Origin of the sequence: Larkinella knui (genome assembly GCF_003858645.1) — a bacterium.
Taxonomy (GTDB): Bacteria; Bacteroidota; Bacteroidia; order Cytophagales; family Spirosomataceae; genus Larkinella; species Larkinella knui.
Window position 1 is genome coordinate 1,417,498 of the sequence record NZ_RQJP01000001.1, and the last position, 21,676, is coordinate 1,439,173.

The 21,676-nt window shown below is 50.1% G+C and carries 20 protein-coding genes; 7 read left to right on the forward strand and 13 right to left on the reverse strand.

The genetic code is table 11. From position 1 onward, the window contains the following. The 6 genes from EHT87_RS05765 to EHT87_RS05790 form a co-directional block, all read right to left on the reverse strand. Complete coding sequence (locus EHT87_RS05765) at positions 1–1,191, reverse strand: hypothetical protein (protein WP_124904732.1); 1,191 nt, start codon at positions 1,189–1,191, stop codon at positions 1–3. 55 nt (positions 1,192–1,246) lie between these two features. Next, positions 1,247–2,044, reverse strand: a complete 798-nt coding sequence (locus EHT87_RS05770; RefSeq protein ID WP_124904734.1) for a type 1 glutamine amidotransferase — start codon at positions 2,042–2,044, stop codon at positions 1,247–1,249. A 101-nt stretch (positions 2,045–2,145) separates the two neighbouring features. Next, complete coding sequence (locus EHT87_RS05775) at positions 2,146–3,243, reverse strand: carboxylate-amine ligase (RefSeq protein WP_124904736.1); 1,098 nt, start codon at positions 3,241–3,243, stop codon at positions 2,146–2,148. Between the two features lie 31 nt (positions 3,244–3,274). After that, positions 3,275–4,390, reverse strand: coding sequence for an ATP-grasp domain-containing protein (locus EHT87_RS05780; RefSeq protein WP_124904738.1), 1,116 nt, complete (start codon positions 4,388–4,390; stop codon positions 3,275–3,277). A gap of 49 nt (positions 4,391–4,439) precedes the next feature. Further along, on the reverse strand, positions 4,440–4,910 hold the full coding sequence (locus EHT87_RS05785; protein ID WP_124904740.1) for a DinB family protein: 471 nt from the start codon (positions 4,908–4,910) through the stop codon (positions 4,440–4,442). A gap of 24 nt (positions 4,911–4,934) precedes the next feature. Beyond that, positions 4,935–5,639, reverse strand: a complete 705-nt coding sequence (locus EHT87_RS05790; protein ID WP_124906047.1) for an esterase family protein — start codon at positions 5,637–5,639, stop codon at positions 4,935–4,937. 167 nt (positions 5,640–5,806) lie between these two features. On the opposite strand from EHT87_RS05790, the gene EHT87_RS05795 reads away from it, so the two are divergent. Beyond that, entirely contained in the window at positions 5,807–6,640 is an 834-nt protein-coding gene (locus EHT87_RS05795) for an alpha/beta hydrolase (RefSeq protein WP_124904742.1), read from the forward strand. Positions 6,641–6,895: 255 nt separating this feature from the next. Next, positions 6,896–7,687 (forward strand): glycoside hydrolase family 16 protein, encoded by a 792-nt coding sequence (locus EHT87_RS05800; RefSeq protein ID WP_124904744.1) that lies wholly within the window; start codon positions 6,896–6,898, stop codon positions 7,685–7,687. Here EHT87_RS05800 and EHT87_RS05805 read toward each other — a convergent pair. From EHT87_RS05805 to EHT87_RS05815, 3 genes are read right to left on the reverse strand one after another with little or no spacing between them, the layout of a single operon-like run. Then, the gene (locus EHT87_RS05805) at positions 7,681–10,506 is read right to left on the reverse strand and encodes a CHAT domain-containing protein (protein WP_124904746.1); all 2,826 of its coding nucleotides are present in this window, start codon (positions 10,504–10,506) and stop codon (positions 7,681–7,683) included. The two genes, EHT87_RS05800 and EHT87_RS05805, sit on opposite strands and share 7 nt — an antisense overlap. A 19-nt stretch (positions 10,507–10,525) precedes the next feature. Further along, positions 10,526–12,037, reverse strand: a complete 1,512-nt coding sequence (locus EHT87_RS05810) for a S8 family serine peptidase (protein WP_124904748.1) — start codon at positions 12,035–12,037, stop codon at positions 10,526–10,528. A gap of 18 nt (positions 12,038–12,055) precedes the next feature. After that, positions 12,056–12,763 carry a tetratricopeptide repeat protein gene (locus tag EHT87_RS05815; RefSeq protein ID WP_124904750.1) on the reverse strand — a complete coding sequence of 236 codons (708 nt, stop codon included), beginning with the start codon at positions 12,761–12,763 and terminating at the stop codon, positions 12,056–12,058. 194 nt (positions 12,764–12,957) lie between these two features. On the opposite strand from EHT87_RS05815, the gene EHT87_RS05820 reads away from it, so the two are divergent. After that, positions 12,958–13,353, forward strand: coding sequence for a response regulator (locus EHT87_RS05820; RefSeq protein WP_124904752.1), 396 nt, complete (start codon positions 12,958–12,960; stop codon positions 13,351–13,353). Here EHT87_RS05820 and EHT87_RS05825 read toward each other — a convergent pair. Beyond that, on the reverse strand, positions 13,348–14,073 hold the full coding sequence (locus EHT87_RS05825; RefSeq protein WP_124904754.1) for a tetratricopeptide repeat protein: 726 nt from the start codon (positions 14,071–14,073) through the stop codon (positions 13,348–13,350). The two genes, EHT87_RS05820 and EHT87_RS05825, sit on opposite strands and share 6 nt — an antisense overlap. Further along, on the reverse strand, positions 14,070–14,651 hold the full coding sequence (locus EHT87_RS05830) for an RNA polymerase sigma factor (RefSeq protein WP_124904756.1): 582 nt from the start codon (positions 14,649–14,651) through the stop codon (positions 14,070–14,072). The genes EHT87_RS05825 and EHT87_RS05830 overlap by 4 nt, the downstream gene beginning before the upstream one ends. 125 nt (positions 14,652–14,776) lie before the next feature. Between EHT87_RS05830 and EHT87_RS05835 the strand changes: the two genes are divergently transcribed. Then, the gene (locus tag EHT87_RS05835; protein WP_124904758.1) at positions 14,777–15,505 is read left to right on the forward strand and encodes a T9SS type A sorting domain-containing protein; all 729 of its coding nucleotides are present in this window, start codon (positions 14,777–14,779) and stop codon (positions 15,503–15,505) included. 79 nt (positions 15,506–15,584) lie between these two features. On the opposite strand, the gene EHT87_RS05840 is transcribed toward EHT87_RS05835, so the two are convergent. After that, positions 15,585–16,604 carry an acyl-CoA reductase gene (locus EHT87_RS05840; RefSeq protein ID WP_124904760.1) on the reverse strand — a complete coding sequence of 340 codons (1,020 nt, stop codon included), beginning with the start codon at positions 16,602–16,604 and terminating at the stop codon, positions 15,585–15,587. A 186-nt stretch (positions 16,605–16,790) separates the two neighbouring features. Here EHT87_RS05840 and EHT87_RS05845 point away from each other — a divergent pair, with 186 nt between their 5' ends. The 3 genes from EHT87_RS05845 (at position 16,791) to EHT87_RS05855 (ending at position 20,119) form a co-directional block, all read left to right on the forward strand. Continuing rightward, a complete protein-coding gene (locus tag EHT87_RS05845; protein ID WP_124904762.1) occupies positions 16,791–17,144 on the forward strand; it encodes a 4Fe-4S dicluster domain-containing protein in 354 nt (117 codons plus the stop codon). Positions 17,145–17,506: 362 nt separating this feature from the next. Continuing rightward, positions 17,507–18,724: a porin gene (locus EHT87_RS05850; RefSeq protein WP_124904764.1), complete on the forward strand. Its 1,218-nt coding sequence runs from the start codon at positions 17,507–17,509 to the stop codon at positions 18,722–18,724. Positions 18,725–18,790: 66 nt separating this feature from the next. Beyond that, positions 18,791–20,119 carry an ammonium transporter gene (locus tag EHT87_RS05855; RefSeq protein WP_124904766.1) on the forward strand — a complete coding sequence of 443 codons (1,329 nt, stop codon included), beginning with the start codon at positions 18,791–18,793 and terminating at the stop codon, positions 20,117–20,119. A gap of 147 nt (positions 20,120–20,266) precedes the next feature. Here EHT87_RS05855 and mtaB read toward each other — a convergent pair whose 3' ends face one another. Next, on the reverse strand, positions 20,267–21,616 hold the full coding sequence (gene mtaB, locus EHT87_RS05860) for a tRNA (N(6)-L-threonylcarbamoyladenosine(37)-C(2))-methylthiotransferase MtaB (protein ID WP_124904768.1): 1,350 nt from the start codon (positions 21,614–21,616) through the stop codon (positions 20,267–20,269). Positions 21,617–21,676 lie beyond the last annotated feature (60 nt).

Here is a 21,676-nt window from a genome sequence, read left to right on the forward strand (position 1 = left end):
TTATTCCTCAAAATAACAAACCGTTCCGCCCACCCAGTCAAAATCCTTGTTGAATCGGACGCCGATCATCTCACCCCGACTTAACCGGGCCAGATTCGTCAGTAAGGTCGGGCGCGGATCTTTTTCGTGCCAGATGTAGAGCATCCGGATTTCACACTTCACCAGCCCGTCCGGTGACTGAATAACCGGCTCGTATTTTACCTTCCGTTGCAGTAAATAATTCTCTTTATCGGTAATTGAATCCAGGTCCGCTTTCGTAATGGACAGTTTTACGCCACTACCGGCAAACGAGAAAAGGGGCTTCAAAACGTAGTTTTCCAGGTCTTCGGGGTAAGTAGTCAGCGCATTCAGGTAATGGCTTTCCGGCACATAGGGGCTGTTCAAAAGAGGCAGCGTATGTTTGCTGATGCGGAAAAACCAGTTGGGGTGCCCGATCCATTCAACATCTACGTCGTCGGTTAGGGAAAAGGCAGTTTTTAGATCCGGAAAATTTTCTAACTCATCGAATATCAGTCGGTTATAGATTCGCTTGATGTGATACCGCTGGCCGTCTTTTTCGTAGTAAAGCTTCCGTCCTTCCTTCTGGATTTTAGTCAGGCAAACCGCTTCAATGCCCAGCATCTCGTGGGTAATGACAAAGTCGATGCGGGTTTTTTGTTTTTCCGGATAGATTTCCAGCAGAATAACCTGTTCCGGTTGCTCCGTTCCCACGATCAGCCGGCGCAAATGCTGGCGATAGGTTTCGTCGGAATCCACGTCGAACAGGTGGCTGAAACCGTCGGGTATGGGGAAGTGGTGTCTGTAATTACCCGACACGTAGGACTGGAATCCGAAGAGGGAAGGAAAGCCCTGAAGTTCGATCAACTGCGGTATCAACTCGTTGGTGTCGTCCTTACAGATGGCAAAATCAATCGCCAGGAAGGAGGAATGATCGTTCTCGTTGGGAACCCGCTGACCGGGCGGAATAGCGGCTTCGGACCAGGTTTTAAACTGATCATCCGTGAGCGTATCGATAATCGACTCGCAGGCTTGCAGAATCCGGTTTTTTAACGACAGAGGAACAAAAACCGGCGTCTCAGCTACCCGGAAATCCAGCTGGCCCGGATAATCGTGCTGAATTTGATCCAAAAAAGCCCGGTATTGTTCCGGGCTAAAAGCTTGGTTGTAGGCCTGGCGAATCGATTGAATCATAAACAGTGGGAGCAACCCGGGTGAATTCAATCACCCCGGGCGCGTCGTTAGATTTTTAGATGGTTTGGCGCAGAAACCCCGGAATAACAACCGATTCGGTCAGCCCGATTTTTTGCGGATCGAGCAACGACGCAACCATTTCGTTGTATTTATCTTCCCCGTAATTTTCCACGATCTGCCGTTTTTTCTCGTCTTTCATAAAATACCGTAACATGCCTTCGCCGTCGGCTTCCGGATGAAATTGAGTGCCGAACACTTCATTGGTGAACCGGACGGCCATAATCGCCCGTTCATACTCGACGTGCGGGCGGATTTTCTCCAGGCATAACACCTTGGCATCCAGTTCGCTAATGCGTTGCCAATTGGGTTCGATCAGCTGATAATCCCGTGAGTCGACCGCGAAAAACGGGTCGGGTAAGTTCTGAAACAACGGGTCAGATTGCCCGTCGTCCGTTTTATGAATCGGAAAAATGCCAAACGACGTTGATCGGCGTTTGCTGATGGTTCCGATGCCCAGATGCCGCGACACCAGTTGAAAGGAATGGCAAATCAGAAATAAATATTTTTTTTGCCCGTTGGTTCGGTTGTGCAGAAATAGCTGGTCGATCAACTGAAAATAAGCGTCTTCCCACGGCTCGTTGCTGGGCATCGGACTGCCGGGGCCTCCACTGGAAATGTAAATATCGTATTCCAGGCCCGGCACTTCACTTTTGCCTCGTACGTCAAAAACCGTGTGCGTTAATTCCAACTGTTCCTTTTCGCTGATATTCCGGATTAATTTCAAAATACAGCGCATTCCTTCATTCGGGACGTTATTATTTAAGTCCAGAACGGCCACTTTCATTGATTCCATTGGTACGTTTTAAAAGCTCCCAACCCTTAAAAGGGGCTTTTCCATCTAAAATTTCAAAACACCTTCGGCGGGTTGGAAAAAATCCTATTCCAGGATAACTATCATAAACCGTGAGAAGTTTCCTCAACAATATAATCGACAACCCGCTTCAAATCATTGGTTTGACGAAAAACTGCCAACTGGCGATCGGCACCGGTTCCCATTTCGAGAATCGTTTTGACGTATTCCACATCTTTCCGGCTACCGAGGTCGTCGACCACATCGTCGATAAAATCGAGCAATTCCTGGGCCAGCGTGTGGTAAGGAACTTCTTCCTGCTTACCAAAGTCGATGAGCTTGCCCTCGATGCCGTAACGGGCCGCCCGCCACTTATTCTCGTTGATCAAAAGTCGGCGATACGGGCGGAAATTGAGGTTTTGCTTGTGAAGTTTATGAATTTTGGCCACGAGTGCCTGCATCACAGCCGCCAGACAAATCGTTTCATCGACCCGCATCGGCACGTCGCAAATCCGGAATTCAATCGTGTCGAAAAACGGGTGCAGCCGGATGTCCCACCAGATTTTCTTGCCATTGTCGATGCAGTTCGTCTTTACGAGCAGATTGATATAGTCGTCATACTCGGCGGCTGACGAAAAATAATCGGGAATCCCGGTTCTCGGAAATTTGTCGAACACCTTCGAACGATACGATTTAAAACCGGTATTCCGGCCACACCAGAAGGGTGAATTGGTCGAAAGGGCGTAGATGTGGGGCAAAAAATACCGCACGGCATTCATAATGTGCAAGCCCTCGTTCCGGTTTTCGATGCCCACGTGTACGTGGAGGCCAAAAATCAGGTTGGACCGCGCCACGTCACGCATCTCGTCGATCAGTTTATCGTAGCGTTCGTTGTCGGTAATCAGCTGGTCCTGCCAGTCGGAAATGGGATGCGTTCCGGCGGCCGCAATTTTCAGATTTTGCTTCTCGGCCAGTTCAAAAATCATCCGTCTCAGGTACGTAACCTCTTCGCGCGCTTCGTGGATGTTCGTGCAGATGTTGGTACCTACTTCTACGACGGCCTGGTGCATTTCGGCTTTTACGCGTTCCTGCAACTGGATTTGACCGCCTTCCACAATTTTCGACATGTGCGAACGCAGTTCGCGCGTAACCGGGTCGATCGTCTGAAATTCTTCTTCGATTCCTAGAGTGAAAACTGGCATGAATAAGAGTTTGGCTGAGTGAACCGATTAATTACCTGGCCTTTTTGTCTTTTTTGGTCGCTTTTTTTCCCGCATCGGCATCAGCACTTTCCTTTTTCTTCGGCTTGTCGCTGGCTTTTTTCTCGTCTTTCTTCGCTTTTTTCTTTTCAACCGGTTTTTCGACGGATTCTTCAACCAGCGTTTCCGGCACAAAAAGGCGCCCGTGCGACGAACGCTGGATGTAGGAACCCCAGGTCAGGTTGTCACCACCCGGTTGTTGAGCTTTCGCCCGGGCGATGGCCATGTTGGCGGCAGCTTCCACTACCCACTCGAAATTATCCTGACCCACCGAATAAATATCGGCATCCGGCGCGGGGTTGCAGAAGTCGATGGCATACGGAATACCGTCACGAATGGCAAATTCGACGGTATTAAAATCATAGCCCAATGCGCGGTTGAGGGCAATGACGTAGTTTTTAATCGTCGTCATCAGTTTTTTATACGCATCGCCGGTTACTTTGGGCTCGGCAGCATACCGCAAATGGTGCGGATTGCGCGGTTCGTAGGGCATAATCCGAACATCGGTTCCGCCAATGCAATAACACCGGAAATAATCATCGAAAATGATTTCTTCCTGCAACATCATCACCAGCTGAGCGGTTTCGGCGTATTTTTCCCACAGATCGTCCGCGTTATAAACCTTGTAAACGCTTTTCCAGCCCCCGCCCGAGTGCGGTTTCATGTAGGCCGGGAAACCGATGTAGTTGAAAATGAAGTCCCAATCCATCAGTTTCAGATTCCGGAACGAGTTTTCATTCGTATCGTCGGGCCGGTCTTTCGAAGGCAGCAGGACGGTGTTCGGCACCGGCACGTTCAGCTTGGTAGCAATGGCGTTGTTGAAAAACTTCTCGTCGGCGCTCCACCAGAATGGGTTGTTGATGACGGCGGTTCCGGTCAAAGCCGCGTTTTTCAGGTAAGCCCGGTAGAACGGTACGTCCTGCGAAATCCGGTCGATGATGACGGCATAGTCCGTTGCTTCTCCCTGAACAACCTTGTCGATGGTCACAAATTCGGCCCTGATGTCGGTTTCGTTTTTACTATTGACCCGGTCGACAAAGGCTTGTGGAAACGAGTTTTCCTGCCCAAAAAGGATTCCAATTTTCTTCATGTACGTGTACAGGATTAGCGCCTGTGGTAAATGGATAAAGTCAATGTACTTAAATTTGTTTGAAATGATGGCCCAGGTGGGCTACATAGTCGTCGATCAGCCACAACAGGGTGACGGTCTGGGAATCGCCGGGCGGAATCACCGGTTGTCGTAGAGTTTCCTCCGGTATAACTTCGGTAACATACAAAATTTGTCGATTCAATGACTGCCAGTACGTCAACAAATGTTCGAGCGGCAGGTCCTGATACCGGTTGAAAACCACCGACTGATTCTGATCATACCGCTGCACCTCATACGGCGGGGGCAGAATCTGGGCATCCGTAAACCGTTTGAGGTTGTTCAGCCCCGAATCGATCAAGTGCCCCAGGATCTCTTTTCGCGACCATTTGCCCGGTTTTCGGTACCTCAGTTCTTCTTCACTGAAGCCCCGCAGCCGTTCCGGCAACTCCCCGATGTAGGTTCGAAGCTGGTGTAAAACCTCCGGAAGCGGACGCGGGTTTTCGATGTAGCCGTATTTCAAAGCCGTAGAGGGTTTGGTAAACCGTTAAATCGTTGACAAATAATGCGGAAACATTTCGCGCCAGACGGGCCAGTCGTGCTCGCCCCAGGGGCGCACGTCGAGCCAGTGGTGAATGCCTTTGCGGTTCAGGATTTCAGACATCGCATAATTAGCCGGTTTGCAGAAATCGTGCTCCGAGGTTCCCAAAATGATTTTCATCTGGTAAAACTGATCATTGTTCGCATTGGGAATGTAATCGGGCGGGTTGTTAAAATAGACATTATCGTCGTAATACCCGTTCATGAACGATTTGATGTCAAATTTGGCCCCCATCGACCAGAGATGGGCTACTTTCTCGGGGTGGCGAAATGCGAAATTAAGCGCCTGAAAACCGCCAAAACTGCACCCGCCCACCGCAATTTTACCGACCTGACACTCGTGCTGAATCCACGGCACCAGTTCGTCATTCACCATTTTGTCGTAAAAAATGTGATTCTGAATCCGGACGGAAGGGTGCAGATGTTTGGCATACCAGCTGTCCCGGTCGATGCTGTCGATGCAGTAGATTTTAACTTTCCGGTTCTCGATAAACCAGCGGGCGGAGTCGATCAGTTTAAAATCCTTGGCTTCATAATACCGCCCCAGGGTGGTGGGGAAAAGCAAAACCGGGTATCCCCAATCCCCATAAACCAGCATTTCAATGTCGCGTCCCAGGTGGTGGGAGTACCATTTTCTGTAGTGTTCCTGCAAAATTTCGTGCGGTTTTAGTTTGAAATGAATGGATGATTCAGGAGGAAAGATAACCATAATTGCCAATTTCCAAGAAAACTGTACGTAATTTTGGTTCTAAAGCCATACATTATTTTGCCTGTTTCAACGGAATGGATAAAATATGGAAACACTGTAACTGTTTTATAATGAGCGTACTGCTTACAACTTCTACACCTGGTAATGGCGTCCTGAGTCGGGTCGACACCGGTTTGGTATCGGTTTATCTGAACCGCCCCGTTCGTCTGGACCTCATTTTGCCGCCGGGTTATGACGCGTCAAAAGAACCATTTCCGGTTTTATACCTCAACGATGGTCAGGATCTGGAACGGCTCCGGATGACGTCGGTTTTGGATTCGCTTTACCACCAGAACGCCATCCGGCCTTTCGTTTTGGTGGCCATTCACGCCGGTGACCGGATTCAGGAATACGGCGTGGCCGCCCAGGCCGATTACCTGCACAGGGGTTCCAAAGCCGGGTCGTATGCGAATTTTGTCATGCATGAATTGTTGCCGTACCTCCGGAAGCATTACCGCATCACGAACGATCCGAATCAGTCGGTTTTCGCCGGGTTTTCGCTCGGTGGCTTGTCGGCTTTCGACCTGGTCTGGCATCATCCGGAAGTATTCCGGAAAGCGGGCGTTTTTTCCGGCTCTTTCTGGTGGCGGCAACGCGGGCTGAACGACGGATATTCGGATGATACTGACCGGATTATGCATGCCCAGGTTCGGAAAACGAAACCGCCGAAAGGCTCGGCTTTCTGGTTTCAAACCGGTACGCTGGACGAAACGGACGACCGTGATCACGACGGCGTTATCGACTCCATCGACGATACGCTCGACCTCATTGCCGAAATTGAACGCAAAGGGTTTCGCTGGGGCCGGGATGTTCAGTATGTTGAAGTCAAAGACGGTCGGCACGATCCGGAAACCTGGGGGCAGGTGATGCCGCAATTTTTAATTTGGGCTTTTGGGCAGTACTAGTCTTCCTCTCGGAAACGCATGGCTGTCGCCAGTTCTCCTGGGAATCGCTCTTGTTCTGGTCTTTATAAGTACAAAAAACCTTTATTTCATTGCGTTGTTACATGCATTTGGTAACAACGGTTTGGATGTGGTCGAGACGCCTTACGCGCTCTGAACCGTTTTCATGGTTACCATTCTGTGGTTTACAGTGGTATCCTTGTGGACTAGAATGTGTTTTGCGGAATAATCCAGCCTTGTTAATTCATCAAATTCAGTATGCGCACCTTACTTGTTGCCCTGGTCACCTTGATCGCCTGTACGTTCCCTGAACCGACCCGGACCGTTGCGGAACGTAAACTGGTCTGGTCCGACGAGTTTGAAAAAGCCGGTTTGCCCGACACCCGTAAATGGAAGTACGACGTGGGCGGCAGTGGTTTTGGCAATAATGAACTCCAGTATTACCGCGCGTCCCGTCCGGAAAATGCCCGGATTGAAAACGGAATCCTTCGGATTGAAGCCCGGAAAGAAAAATTCGAAAACCGGGAGTACACCTCCGCCAAACTCACCACAAAAGGACTTGGCGAGTGGCAATATGGCCGAATTGACGTTCGGGCTAAATTACCGAAAGGGCGGGGGACCTGGCCCGCCATCTGGATGCTAAGCGCGAAAACACCGATGAAATGGCCACTCGATGGAGAAATCGACATCATGGAACACGTTGGTTTCAACGAAAATCAGATTCACGGCACGATTCATACCGAAGCGTATAACCATACCAAACACACCGAAAAAACCGGGATCAAACCACTGCCCGGGGCCACGGATGACTTCCACGTTTATTCCGTCGACTGGACGGCCGATTCGATTGCTTTTCTGATCGACAACGCGGTGTATTTTACCATTACCAAAAAAGAAACCGGCAGCAGCTACGAACAGTGGCCGTTTGATCAGCCATTTTACCTGATTCTGAACCTGGCCGTTGGCGGAAATTGGGGCGGTCAAAAAGGCGTCGATGAATCGATCTGGCCGCAACGGCTGGAAGTAGATTATGTGCGGGTTTATCAGTAAACGCTTTTGGGCGACCGGTTCCGCCGGTGCAGCGTTCTGGCTCCGATTGTGACCAGAACCACCATTAAACCGCCACCCAGCCACCACCAGGTCGTTTTGAAAAGGGAAAGTGGGTCGGCGTTGCCAACCAGAATCAGGCCCGCCCAGCGATATGGCAGTTGATCGGCGCGGGAAGCCGACGCCAGCCAGTCGAGCTTGGCCTTCTGGAGCGCCAGATCTTTCGGGAGCCCTTTGCTCAAATGGTGGTAAAACCGCTCCGTTAACCGATAGGTCGCCTGATCTTCGACGCTCCAGAGCGTGGTGAGCACGCTGGGAATTCCGAGGGTTGCAAAGCCCCGTGCCAGACTAAAAATGCCTTCTCCCTGCTGATTGACGCCGATGCTGGTTTTGCAGGCCGACAAAACGATGAGCTGGGTCTGGTACGGTACCTCGTCGTCCAGCTCGGAAAGACGAAGGGTGGAGTCGGCAAAATACAGGAGCGGTTCGCGCCCGATGCTGTCGGCTTCGGCGTGCGTAAACAGCTGAACAACCTGATGATTCGGGGCCAGCGTCCGGAAAGCCCGGCGGGTAGCGGTCTGGTTGGTCAAAACCGTCGGATGGCTGAACAGGTCGCTTATTTTCGTCAAAACCTGACTGGAACCCAACAGGGTTGCCTGCTGAAGTGGCGCGTTAAACGTTACCGGTGCCATGCCCAGAAACTCCGAACTCCCGGCGGAACTAGCCGTCGATTCTTTCAGCAAAACCGTCGCCGAATAGCCGTAGCTGAAGGCGTGGCGGTTGATGAGAAAATCCGGTTTGTCGGCCGATTGGCTGAGGCATTCAAATGGAATGAAGTGATAATCAGGCGAAACAATAACCCGCTCGGTCGAAAGTTCCAGCGGTTTTATCAACTGATTGTAAAGTCGATTGCTTGCAGTTATGAACCGACCAAACTGCCGGTTTTGCTGTTCAGTGGCACAAAGCGGCAAAAATTCCCGAACGGATTTTTGGTAGGCCACGACCGATTGTCGCAGCAATTTGGTCCCCGATGGGGCAATCGCCAGGAGGTACAAGGCGCTATCGCCGACAAAATACGCCACCAGCGTTGACTTCCGTTGCCGTAACCAATCCTGAAGCCGAGCGAGCGACGGCACGGTATTGTCAAATTTGTAGCGGTAATAGGTCGGGTTTTCCTGCTCGATTTTTTTCAGGAAAGCGTCCAGTTTTTCCTGTTCGGTCAGTAATACCGTGCGGGTCGAATCGTATGGGCGGCTCCCGGTTTTCAAGGCGGACAACTCATTTTGCCAGACACTGATTTTCTGACGAAGGGCCAGTTCCTGTTGCGTTTGCTGCGGAGGCAATTGCTGGCGGGCCCCCAGTTCGTTGAGCTTGTCACTTAACAAAACCGCCCGGCTTTTCTCAAAAAAATGGAAGGCCTGTTCCGCATCGTTCAGGCGGTAAGCGGTTTCGATGGCCCGTTCATACATGCTGTGGGTTTTCTGCCGCCAGTACAATTTTGATTGCTGACCGGACTGTTCAAATCGCATGACGTCGATGATCTGATCGGCAATTTGGTACTGTTTAAGGGCTTCCTGAAGGTGTTTCAGCTGATTTTCCGGTTGGTTTTTGGCATAATCGAGCCATGTATCTGCCTGATTCAGAATAAGGCTAAGAAGGTATTCTTTGTAGGGAGTCAGTTTGATGGCTTCGGTCAGCCGGGCTGGTTTTTGACGATCATCAAAATGCAGGGTGTCGAGCGCACTGCGGAAATAACGCAGGGCCGTCGGGTAGTGCCGTTTCCGCCAGTAAATTTCACCGATATTGCTGATGATTCGGACGCGTCCGTACTGGTCGTCGCCGATGGTTTCCAGCGCTTTCCGGTATTGAATCAGTGCTTTGTCGTATTGGTGCAGGTAATTGTCATACACAAAACCGATGTTGGAGGTGACTTCCGACAGACCGTATGAATTGTTGAGTAGGGCGTGAATGCTGTAGGATTGGTGGTAGGCCGTAAAAGCGTCGTCAAATCGATTCATCCTGGCCAATATGCTGGCCAGATACGAATAACCGTTCGCCAGTTCGATCGACGGTTTGGGCGTAGTGCCCAACAATTGAATGATCTGACGGATAATCGCCAGGGCCTGCTCATACTCACCGATTTCCTTCAGGCCATTGGCTTTTTCAGTAAGATTGGCGGCAACTAATTCTTTATTTCCGATTCGACCGGCAAACGAAGCACCCAATTCGGCCTGACGGATGCTTTTCTGGTAGTCGGATTCCTTAAAATAAAGGTTGGCTAAATGCCAGTAGCCCATGGCTACCTGTTCGTATCGCTCGGGATACAGGCTCCCTTTGGTGACACACTGCTGAAAAATTAACCGTGCCATCCGATCGTCCTGACTGTCCAGGTAAATTTTACCCAGATTGAAGTAGCTTTTGGCCAGAAAAGAAGGGCTGGTATCCGGCCGTTTCCGGCTGTTGAGCGAAATGGCCCGGCGCGTGAATGTCAGCGCGTTCGGATAATCTTTTTGAAAATAAGCCAACGCACCCAGCCGGTGCCAGATTTTGGCGTAAGTAGAATCCCGGTTTTGATGACACCGGTCGCAGATGCGCACCAGCGCCTGAAAACCGCTGGCCTGGTGTTCTTTCGGCAAGCCCATCAGACTATCGTACCGGGCGCGGATGGCTTCCGGGTCTGGGCATTGACCAGGCGCTTGAATTCCGTTGCCAACCAGCAGCAGGAATCCGAGGATTCGTCCGTACAACGGCCACCCGATCCGCCACGGGAATGGGCGATACCGGGTGGCAACTGCGATTGAACGGACGGGCTTTCTTTGCATCTTGGTCGGGATTCGGGGGCTAACGCAGGATATACCTTCCTGCAATTATTTGACTTTCCAGCGAGGGGTGCTTTTTCAGAATGGGTTGACCGGGAGCGGGTGGAGCGAGCCTATCCAGGGCTTTTATAAGCTCATCTCGGTCACTGCCGGGCCAGTCGGGTCCCAGTTTGGCAACCAGTTTGCCGGTTACAACCGGAGCCGCAAACGAACTGCCGGATGTAAATGCCGGGGTTTGTTTCGTAAAATCCCAGACACTGCAAAAAGGGTCATTTTTCAAATTAAAATTGAAAACACCGAAGTTGACATACTGCCGGGAGTAGTTTTGGCCTTTACACGTTTCGTAGGCTTCGTAACTGTCTCGGGTATGCCCGTTGTGACCTGCATCCTGTTTGGGATGAATTGTGGTAACTGTAATTACATTTTTGTGTGAGTGGCTGAAATTGGCAGGCCAGAATGGATTGGTTTCCAGATTTCGAAAAAAAGGCGTCGGAACCAGTCCAAACCAGGAAGACTCAAGTTCGGGCGATTCATTTCCGGCGGCCGCCACAAAGGCGATATGCGTAGCGGCTAATTCCCGCAGAAAATAACTTAGCAGCTTACTTTCTGCTGCGTTATAAAATCCCCAGCTGGCGTTAATGATTTTGGCTTTCTTCTGGCGAGCGTAGGACATCGCACAGAGATTGTTGAAAAGGGTTCCTTTTCCGTTGATATTGAACGTTTTGAGGTGCAGGTAGCGAACGTGTTGCGTGGCCCAGGTGTTGCTGGTTAACTGCTCGTGAATCAGCGAGTTGACCAGCGTGCCGTGCCCGTTGCTGTCGGTAAGTGTAGTGGTATTGTTGACAAAATTCCAGCCATTTTTGTCGGCAATCAAACCATTTTTGTCCAGATCCAATGCGTTTACTTCATCGGGGTTTACCCAGGTCCAGCCATTAACAGCGGGATACAGGTCGGGGGTAATGCCGGTATCGGTGATGGCAATAATAAAAGGTTGTTCCGTTGTTGTAGGGGCTTGCGGTACGGGTGGCATGGTCTTCAGCTTGGGACTTTCGGGTTTGGCTAAAGGCAAGGTAAGAATGTAATTTCGGGAACCGCCCTCGATAACCTGATCCCATTTCAGGGTGTTATTGCCATTCGTGAAGGAGATTTCTCCGGTCGGCGGGTTGCCTTCGACACCACCGCTGGGTCGGGTATTGGATGCCATTTCTTTGCCGCTAATGTTTAACTGATCCAGATTCGTGCCTTCCAGCAAGACGAGGGAACTGTCACAAGGGCACCAGGTCCGGATTGAAATCGTGTCTTTCCCCGCATCACGCAAGGTTTGATTGACTTTGGCAATCATACTGCGCTGGAAGGCAACCGGCATCGAAACGGTATCCTGCCCCTGTATACTTGGCGCGAACAGAATGATGTTTTGGTCGGGATTATAGGTATCGGCCTTGGGTGGTGTTCGGATGGTCGTATAAACCCATTGACAGGATTGCAAGGCAAAGAGTGTGACGCAGAGGCTTAAAAAAGCAGGAAAAATACGCATGGGGATATAAAGGTTTAGTTAATTACCCTTGATTCGTTTTACCAACTGCTCCGCTTCGTCCTTACCCTCCAAATTGTCCTGAATTACAGTGCGTAACAAATTTTCGGCCCGGTTTTTATCCATCGGTTGTCCACGCTTCAGATAAGCCAGGGCTTCCAGAAAAATGCCGGGATTAGCATACAAATCCGATTGCTGCCCCAGCCGGTGGAAACGGTCAATGGCTTGGTCGTATTGGCCGAGCCGGAGGGAAACAAGACCGGCCAATTTTAATGCGTCGGGATGATCAGGCTGGCGTTCGAGGATGGACTCGAAAACCGCTTTCGCTTCCTGCCATCTTCCCTCATTGACGTAATGGGCGCCGGTTGTGAGGCTGTCTTTCCGCCCGTCGAGGGTCGTGGGCAGGTGGTAGTAATTGCCCGTAAGGTAGTGTTCGACCAGTTCGGTTGCCGACGGTGGCGTCGGTCGTAACCAGAAGTACCAGCTTAAACCAAGCAGGAATACGAGACTGGCGGCAACGGCTCCCACCACCCAGCCCGGTAATCGCCGGACCGGCAGCGGTTTTATGTTTCGGCGGGTTTCCTTCCGGGCAACTTGACGGGCTAGCAGATAAAAGGCGACGGTTTGGGCAAAGGGTGTGTTTTTCAGAAGGGACGCTTCGAAATGCTGTCGATCAACCGGTGATAACCGCCCGGAAAAATAATCGTCGATCCATTCAAGTTCCTTCATGACGGGTGGTTTTCTGGTTGCCTAAGTCGTTGTCTTACTGGCGTTTGAGGCCATACACCATTAGTCGTTATTCCCTCACTTCAGGATAACACCCTGTCTGGAAATTCCATCCGTCACGGAACGTTGAACGCCTACTTGTTTCCGTTTGCTCGGTCGATTCCGACAAAGGAGACGCACGAAGCTAAACGGACGTCATGGCAGTACGGATACTTATCTATGAAAAGGATGTCTGCTTTCGAAAGGCTCTTTCGAAACAGATTGCAGCAACGGAAGGCTATGCCTTATTGGGGTCATTTGCCGATACGGATGATTTGGAAGGGCAATTGACCCGGTTTTATCCGGATGTGGTGCTGATGGACGTTGAGTTAACCGGTGCGAACCAGAATGCCGCAACGGCCCGGCTTCAGCGGAGATTTCCGCACATCGATCTGTTACTGCTGATACGAGATGACCTGGATGATCGGGTGATTGATGCCATCGGCGCGGGGGCTTCCGGGTATTTACTTAAAAAACTACCTCAGGAGCGCATTCTGCGGGCCATCCGTGGCATTTATGAAACGGGTGGGCCCGGTCCTGACGGTATTTCATAATTTCCTGATCAATTCTTCCGCTTCCGCCTTGCCTTCCAGATTATGCCCGATAACGATTTTTAGCAATACCTCCGCCTGGTGGTTATCCGTAGGTTGGCCGCGCTTGAGACGGGTAAGGGCCTCCAGAAACAAGCCGGGATTGGCAAACAGGTCGGTTTGCTCACCCAGCCGGTGAAAGAAAATGATGGCCTGATCATAGCGACCGGTTCGGAGTGATACCAGTCCGGCTAATTTCAGGGCGCGGTCATCGTTAGGTTGCCGATGCAGCAAGTCACTAAAAACCGCTCCGGCTTCGGTTAATTTTCCATCATTATACAGATTGACTCCGAGTTGAAGGCTATCGCTCTTTTCAGCCATGGTGGTGGTTAACCGGCTGTATTTCTGTTGAATATACTGATCGGCCAACTCGGTTGCCGACGGGGTTTGCTGCTGGAAAAACCAATAACCGCCCAACCCGAGAACCAGCAGCAAACAAGCCGCCAGAGCGATCCGGGAGCGAACGGGCATGGGTCGCACGGAGGCCGATTTTTTCCGCAGCGTTTCAAAACGGGCTTTTTGGTTGGCGCGGGCTTCGTTTTGGGCCGCTTGCCGGGCTAGCAGGTAGAAAGCGACAGCATCGGCCAATTGGGAGTTGGTTTGCAGAGACGTTTCAAAACGCGCGCGTTCCTCCACGGGCAGTCGTCCGGAAAAATAATCATCGATGAGTTCCAGATCGTTCATCTGTATAATTCCTTCAAGCGTTCTAAACAGCGGAGCCGGCTGGTTTTAGCAACCGAAGCCGTGTTATAATTCAGCTGGCGGGCAATTTCCTCATCCGAATAGCCTTCTCCCCACGCCAGAATCATGTCCCGGCATTTTTCGCCCAGTTTGCCGATCAGGCTGCGCAGGCGATCGACGTCACTTTGCGCAATCAGCTGCTGCACGATGGACCGGGCCGAATCGGGCAGTTGCAAGAGCGAATCGTCGAGAGAAACCGCCTGATGAACCTGATCCCGCTGCGTTGATTTCTTCCGAATCAGGTCGATACACTTGTTATTGAATATCTGATAAATATACGTTGCCAACTCCGACCGTCCCTCAAAATGTCCGGCAAGAATATGTTCGATGACGGTCAGAATCGTATCCGAATAGGCACTGGCGCAATCGTCTTCCTGCAGCCGGTGTTTTCGGGTGCCTGTAGCAATCAGATAATCGTATTTCTGGTACAGCCGATCTTCGCATTGCCTGCGTTGAATGCCACCGGCTAGCAGTCCGGCAATTAGGTCAGAATCAGGGGGCTGGCGAGCAAAAAAGCGCATCGGTACAGAGGTATGCTTTAGCCAAATATGCCGAAAAATGCTTGGTTTTCAATTTTTTATGCAGAAGATGTTACCATTCATGGAAAAGAAAGCGACTAAAATGACAGAACAAACTTTCACACACCATGAAAACGATTTTCAGTGTTTTGACCCTCTGCCTGCTTTCGGCCGGTTCGTTGCTGGCGCAAACCAACGCGTATTACGACAGCACAAAGTCAAAAACTCCCGGCTATTGGGAAGTGTCGACCGACTACCGTACCAACGGAACTGCCATCCGGTATTACACGGCTGATCAGCAGCTACTCCATCAGGAAACCCATCCGAATAAACTGGTCAAGTTAACGAAGCGGAATGTTCGCCAGCTGAACGCAACGTTGACGAAGGTAAGCCAGAATCAACCGGAGGATTCCCGGGTGAAAACGGTAAACCTGCCGACCCATACCGAAGACCGACGGGTGGCTACCAAGCGCAAAGAACTGATGCAGGCTGCGCGTCGTGCATCGTCAGACGATCTGATGACGCGAATTGTCGCATCGGCCAACGGCGGAGATGCGGTATTGAAGGTATTTATCTATAATCCACACGAAGAACGGCTGCGGATCGAAATTCTGAATTCGAAAGGCCAAACGGTTTGCCAGCAGTACGAAAATAGTTATCAGCGGTATTATCGATTCAACCTGAGCAATATGCCGAGCGGGGACTACCGGGTTCAGATTTTTAAATCATCGGAACGAATGCCGGCCGTAGATAATCGGGTCAGTCTCAGCCGACAACCCTCGCAGACCTACTTTTCGCTCAGACCTGAAATGCCGTCAGGGTCAACGACGGATTCGCTGGTTTCGGAAAAAGAGTAGCGATCCACACCATTCATACTAGGTTAACCAATGAGATTCCGGGAAGACGCACTGACTTCCCGGAACTTTTTTTGGTGAGTCAGAGCGTCAGTAAAAATGCCATCGTATCAATTCCGTCCGCATAGTCGTTCAACCCGGGACGCTGGGTTGTCCCCAACGGGATGCTGCCCGGAAAAAAGCCGTCTTTTGAAGCAATACACTGCAATTTATCCGCCAGTGGTGTTAGCTTTTCTTCAAGGGCTCTCAAATCGGCATACTGCTGGAAATAGAGCGTCGAAATGGGGGAAACCAGCCCGTCATTTTCGGTTAGCAACAAAAAGCCGTTGTCGAAATGGGGCACACCGTTGATCAGATAAATCGATTTGTTATAATCATAATTGTTATTGTACTTGTGATGGCTCGTAAACTGAAAAGCCAGGGGATCGAGCAATTTCAGGAGCGGAATAAAATCGTAGTGTTCGGGCACAAAGAGCGTGGAGACGTTCCGGCAACCCAATCCGAAATAATCGAGCACATCGTGACCCAGGGCATTCAGGTCGTCGGCCGTTTCACGGCCCGTTAAAATGGCGACCGACGAGCGGTTTCGGCGAATGATGTGCGGTTTTTTGGAAAAATAATACTCAAAATACCGGGCCGAGTTGGAACTGCCGGTCGCAATAAAGGCGTCGGCCTGATTCAACCGTTCACTAATAAGGATACGTTCCGCAAAATCCGGATTGATTTCAACGATTTTTTGTATTAAATAATTGATTAGTACAAAATCCGGGGTGCTTACTTTGGCTAGAATCCGGTGCCCGCTCAAAAGTACACACAGCAGATCGTGAAAACCGACAGCCGGAATATTGCCTGCCATGACAACTCCCACATTTTTAGGACCCTCGGTAACGACAGTATAACCTTTTATCCATGCCCATAACTTTTCTTCATTAAGGTACTCATCAGCGATAGCCTGGAGCGATTTTGAGCAGTTTTCCGGGGTGAACCAATGGTTGGAATAGTAGGCTTTTTCGATAATTTCCTGCAATTCCGGCGTGTTTTGGGGGTCTTTCAGGAAATGACCTAATTCGACAAACGTGGCAATTCGATTGGTTAAATTCATTTTGATTCAGGCGACTTTACATACAGATGAACCGGCAAAAATAAATTATAGTTTGGTGCCAACCTTTAAATAATTATATTTGTTGATTAGTTATCAATTTAATTAACCAGCAACTGTTTCGTAAGGTAACGAATCTCTTGATCGGAGATTGGATTCCGCCACGAATCACTAAATTTCTACCTGCAAATGGCAATCATGATCACAGATGAATGCATCAATTGTGGTGCCTGCGAACCGGAATGCCCTAACACGGCCATTTATGAAGGCGGTGTGGAGTGGACCTGGGGCGGAGGCACAGAATTGGATGTTGTCGATTTTGGTGATGGTACGGTAGTCAACGGTAAAGATCCGCAAACCCCGGTATCCGACGAATTTTATTACATCGTTTCTGATAAATGTACGGAATGTGTGGGTTTCCATGAGGAGCCACAATGTGCAGCCGTTTGTCCGGTCGACTGTTGTATACCTGACCCGGATGTGGTGGAAGAGGAAGATACCCTTCTGGCAAAAAAGGCCTGGCTTCACGCCGAGACGGTCTGATCGATTCACTACATACATCAAAAAAATCCCGGATCACCGATCCGGGATTTTTTTTGTCCATCCCTCAAACGTATAGAGTGAATAGAATGGTATTATTCTTATAATTAATTGAATAACATATCAATGCCTGAGGTGTATATTATTTCAAAATAACGCCGGATGACAAAATATACTGAAATTGATAAAAATATTTAAAAATAGGTAAAACTGGGTTAGTTTAGAGTGACTTTTGGCAATTTGTAGGTGGTTTTGAGGAAATATGGATTAAATTTTACTAAATATTTGCAAATTAAGTATCTGCTCATAATATTTGTGTGTTAATAAACTTAATCAAATTCTTCTCGAACGAACCAAAGGAAATTATGAAAAAAACACTTTTACTGGTATGTTGTTCGTTTTCCGTCTTATTGTCCAAAGCTCAGGACAGTACCTCCGCTACCTCTAAGCCGCAGGAAGTAGCCACTGCCGAATCGGGATCCGAAAACAAGGGTAAATTTTCTTTTTCAGGCTACATTGATACGTATTACATCGGTAACTTTAATAATCCACGTTCGCAAAGCAACCTGGGAGCCGCCGGCACAGCCCGCGTGTTCGACCAACGGGCCGGTCAGTTCTCCCTGGGCTTGATTCAGACTAAAATTGGCTACAGCACGGACAAAGTAGACGCCGTTGCTGATTTGACATTTGGACCCAACGCTGACCTTGGCAACTACGGGAACGTCGTAGGTCCACTGGGGCAGGGAACAACGGCACTGGCGATCAAGCAGGCCTACATCAACTGGAAGACTTCCGACAAATTCTCGCTCATGATCGGGCAATTCGGAACGCACATCGGCTATGAAGTAATCGATGCGCCGGTCAACTACAATTACTCGCTTTCCAACCTTTTCAATAATGGACCTTTCTACCACACCGGTATTAAAGGAACCTACGCCTTCAGCAGCAAAGCTTCCCTGATGCTGGGTATTGTCAACAACGTGGATAGCTGGAGAGACAATAACAAAGCGAAAGGGATCATCGGCCAGTTCTTCTTTTCACCCGTATCGGGCTGGAACGTGTACCTGAACGGTATTGTGAGCAACGAAGCCAATAAGGATTCGTTGGGTAAAGCGGTAAAAGGCAACTACTCCGTATTCGATTTGACAACGACGTATCAGATTACGGAGAAATTTTACCTGGGTTTGAACGCGGCAATTGGTTCTCAGAAAGAAGATTTTCAGGGATTTGCTCCGCTTAAAACCGGAACGTCAAAATGGAGCGGTGTGGCCGTCTATACCAATTATGCCTTCACCGGCAAGTTTGGCCTGGGTGCCCGTTATGAGTATTTTGATAACAAAGACGGCGCCCGTGGTTTGCGCAATAACCTGGGTCAAGGTTCAAGTGTTAGCTCCATCACAATTACCGGTAACATTACGGCGGCCGATGGCAACCTGATTATCAAACCGGAGTTCCGGCTCGACAGCTACGCCAAGCCCGGTGGCACCAACACGGCAGAAAGACAACAGTTCGAAGACAGTGACGGAAATTTCACCAAGTCATCGCAATCGACGCTGGGCATCGCTTTTATCTACAAATTTTAATACGCAACCCCACACTGGTCTGCAAAGACCTATCATAACAATGTACAACTAAACCGTTTAAGTATCATGCAAAAACCGTCTTACTTACCGCTTGTTTTATTGCTGATTGTCAGTGTATTGGGCGTGATTTTTCCGGCAGTTCCCAAAGGTATCGTCACCGAGGGCATCAACTCCGGAGATACCGCCTGGATGCTCGTTTCCGCTGCCCTCGTTCTGTTGATGACTCCTGGTTTGGCTTACTTCTACGGAGGTATGGTAAACAACAAAAACGTGATTTCAACGATGCTGCAAAGTTTCATTGCGATGGGCGTGATCAGCATTCTTTGGGTTGTCGTCGGTTTCAGCCTGGCATTTGGTGAAAGCATCGGGGGTTTTATTGGTAACCCGACTACCTTCTTCATGTTCAATGGCGTGCTTGATGGCAAACCGTGGCCGTTGGCGGCTACCGTTCCGCTGGTCGTCTTTGCTTTCTTCCAGTTGAAATTTGCCATGATCACACCAGCCCTGGTAACGGGGTCAATGGCCGAACGGGTTAATTTCAAATCCTATGTGCTGTTCATGATCCTGTTTAGCCTGTTCGTTTACACGCCACTGGCACACATGACCTGGCACCCGGACGGCTTTCTGTTTAAATTAGGCGTTCTTGATTTTGCCGGTGGAACGGTTGTTCACATGTCAGCGGGCTGGGCGGCTTTAGCGGGTGCTCTGTACCTGAAGCGTCGTAAATCACACATGGAAGCGAATTATTTCCCACCTGCCAACATTCCTTTCGTTCTGTTGGGCACGGGTTTACTGTGGTTTGGCTGGTTCGGTTTCAACGCCGGTTCGGCGGTAGGAGCCACGCCACTGGCCGCTTCCGCTTTCGCAACTACGAACACGGCGGCTGCTGCGGCTGGTTTAGGCTGGGTATTGTTCGACGCGGCCAAAGGCAAAAAAGTATCCGGTTTAGGTTTCGCCATTGGTGCCGTTGTGGGTCTGGTTGCCATCACACCCGCGGCTGGTTTTGTGACGATCCCGACTTCGATCTTCATCGGAACGGTTGCTTCGCTGGTTAGTAACACGGTGGCTCACCTGCGTACCAAATCAAGACTGGACGATACGCTGGATGTATTCCCCTGCCACGGTGTCGGTGGGATGGTCGGTATGTTGATGACGGGTATTTTCGCCACCAAAGGTGTAAACTCGGCCGTTGTTGACGAAGGGCTGGCATTCGGTGAAACCAAATTGTTCTTCATCCACTTGATGGCGCTGGTGATCGTATCCGTATTCGCCTTCGTAGCTTCGTACATTCTGCTGGTTGTGACCAACGCTATTCTGCCTCTTCGTGTAAGCGAAGAAGACGAAAAAGTGGGTCTGGATGTAAGTCAGCACGACGAATTCCTGGTAGACGCTTAGTCCAAGATATACAAACAGAGCCACAGGGGTTGCCTGTGGTTTTGTTGTACTCGATGAAGGTATCTGTCTTTGACGGATACCTTCTTTTTTTGAGCAAGAATGTGAGCAAGAATGTTGAAAATAACCGGCTCCTGGTGGAAGAGTACTTTAGTGAAAATGAACGAGTGGCGCTTCAGAAACACATTCCGAAACTTCCATCAGACCAGCCGGATTCAGGCCCGTCAGTTGAACCCGCTTGGTTTCGTTGATGAGTAGCGGATCATAAGTGGCCGTTACCCGAACATAGTTTTCGGTAAATCCCAGCATCTGACCATTTTCCACATCTTCCTCAAACAGTACGGAGGCTTCCCGACCCACTTGCTGTTCGTAGAAAAACCGCTTTTTCTTATCGGAAAGATTGTGCAGCATTTTCGACCGTTCGGCTCGTTTGGAGGAAGGTACCACCGGTTTAATCGTCAACGCGTGGGTATTGGGACGTTCGGAGTACGTAAAAACGTGTAGGTAAGAAACCGGCAGTTCATTCAGGAAGTGGTACGTCTCCAGAAAGGCATCGTCCGTTTCGCCGGGATGACCCACGATCACATCGACCCCAATACAGGCATGCGGCATCAGTTCCTTGATTTTGGCCACGCGTTCCGCGTATAGCTCCCGCTTGTACCGACGGCGCATGGCGGCCAGAACCGAATTGGAGCCCGATTGCAAAGGAACGTGGAAGTGGGGCACAAACCGCCGGGACTTGGCCACGAAAGAAATAATATCGTCGGTCAGTAAATTAGGCTCGATGGATGAAATCCGAAACCGCTCGATCCCCTCGACCTCGTCCAGCGCCTGGATCAGATTCAGGAACGTTTCTTTCCGTTGACCACTCGCTTCGGTTTGGGGTTGCAGGCCAAAATCGCCGATATTGACGCCCGTCAGCACAATTTCCTTCACATGGCGGGCGGCAATAGCGCGGGCCGCCCGAACCACATTCTCAATCGTATCACTGCGGCTGCTGCCGCGCGCCAGCGGAATGGTGCAGTAAGCGCAGGGATAATCGCAACCGTCCTGCACTTTCAGAAAGGTTCGGGTGCGGTCATTGAGCGAATACGAAGCGTGATAGGCTACGGCTTCTTCGATGGGTGAATTATAAACGGTTGCTTTTCCGGTCGGTTCTTTCACAAAATCACCCAGCAATTCGGCCAGACGGAATTTTTCAGCCGCGCCCAAAACCGCATCCACACCGGGAATGGACGCAATTTCTTCGGGTTTCAATTGTGCATAACACCCAACAATCGCCACGTACCCGTCGGGGTTGATGTGTTGGGCTTCCCGAACGATTTTCCGGCATTTTTTGTCCGCATTATCCGTTACCGAGCAGGTATTGATGATAAATATGTCGGGCTTTTGATTAAATTCTACGCGCTCATACCCTTTCTGCTCCAGCATGCGGGCCAGAGTCGACGTTTCGGAGAAATTCAATTTACAGCCGAGTGTATAAAATGCAATTTTTTTCATTGCTGCAAAATTACAAAAACATTGGCACCCACGGACTTCAGTCCGTGAGATTCTGGATGT

Coding starts and splice junctions, on each gene's coding strand:
- EHT87_RS05765 (WP_124904732.1), bottom strand. CDS start 1,191: ATGATTCAATCGATTCGCCAGGCCTACAACCAAGCTTTTAGCCCGGAA.
- EHT87_RS05840 (WP_124904760.1), bottom strand. CDS start 16,604: ATGAATTTAACCAATCGAATTGCCACGTTTGTCGAATTAGGTCATTTC.
- EHT87_RS05820 (WP_124904752.1), top strand. CDS start 12,958: ATGGCAGTACGGATACTTATCTATGAAAAGGATGTCTGCTTTCGAAAG.
- EHT87_RS05830 (WP_124904756.1), bottom strand. CDS start 14,651: ATGCGCTTTTTTGCTCGCCAGCCCCCTGATTCTGACCTAATTGCCGGA.
- EHT87_RS05795 (WP_124904742.1), top strand. CDS start 5,807: ATGAGCGTACTGCTTACAACTTCTACACCTGGTAATGGCGTCCTGAGT.
- EHT87_RS05810 (WP_124904748.1), bottom strand. CDS start 12,037: ATGCGTATTTTTCCTGCTTTTTTAAGCCTCTGCGTCACACTCTTTGCC.
- EHT87_RS05850 (WP_124904764.1), top strand. CDS start 17,507: ATGAAAAAAACACTTTTACTGGTATGTTGTTCGTTTTCCGTCTTATTG.
- EHT87_RS05805 (WP_124904746.1), bottom strand. CDS start 10,506: ATGCAAAGAAAGCCCGTCCGTTCAATCGCAGTTGCCACCCGGTATCGC.
- EHT87_RS05780 (WP_124904738.1), bottom strand. CDS start 4,390: ATGAAGAAAATTGGAATCCTTTTTGGGCAGGAAAACTCGTTTCCACAA.
- EHT87_RS05845 (WP_124904762.1), top strand. CDS start 16,791: ATGGCAATCATGATCACAGATGAATGCATCAATTGTGGTGCCTGCGAA.
- mtaB (WP_124904768.1), bottom strand. CDS start 21,616: ATGAAAAAAATTGCATTTTATACACTCGGCTGTAAATTGAATTTCTCC.
- EHT87_RS05815 (WP_124904750.1), bottom strand. CDS start 12,763: ATGAAGGAACTTGAATGGATCGACGATTATTTTTCCGGGCGGTTATCA.
- EHT87_RS05825 (WP_124904754.1), bottom strand. CDS start 14,073: ATGAACGATCTGGAACTCATCGATGATTATTTTTCCGGACGACTGCCC.
- EHT87_RS05800 (WP_124904744.1), top strand. CDS start 6,896: ATGCGCACCTTACTTGTTGCCCTGGTCACCTTGATCGCCTGTACGTTC.
- EHT87_RS05775 (WP_124904736.1), bottom strand. CDS start 3,243: ATGCCAGTTTTCACTCTAGGAATCGAAGAAGAATTTCAGACGATCGAC.
- EHT87_RS05855 (WP_124904766.1), top strand. CDS start 18,791: ATGCAAAAACCGTCTTACTTACCGCTTGTTTTATTGCTGATTGTCAGT.
- EHT87_RS05835 (WP_124904758.1), top strand. CDS start 14,777: ATGAAAACGATTTTCAGTGTTTTGACCCTCTGCCTGCTTTCGGCCGGT.
- EHT87_RS05770 (WP_124904734.1), bottom strand. CDS start 2,044: ATGGAATCAATGAAAGTGGCCGTTCTGGACTTAAATAATAACGTCCCG.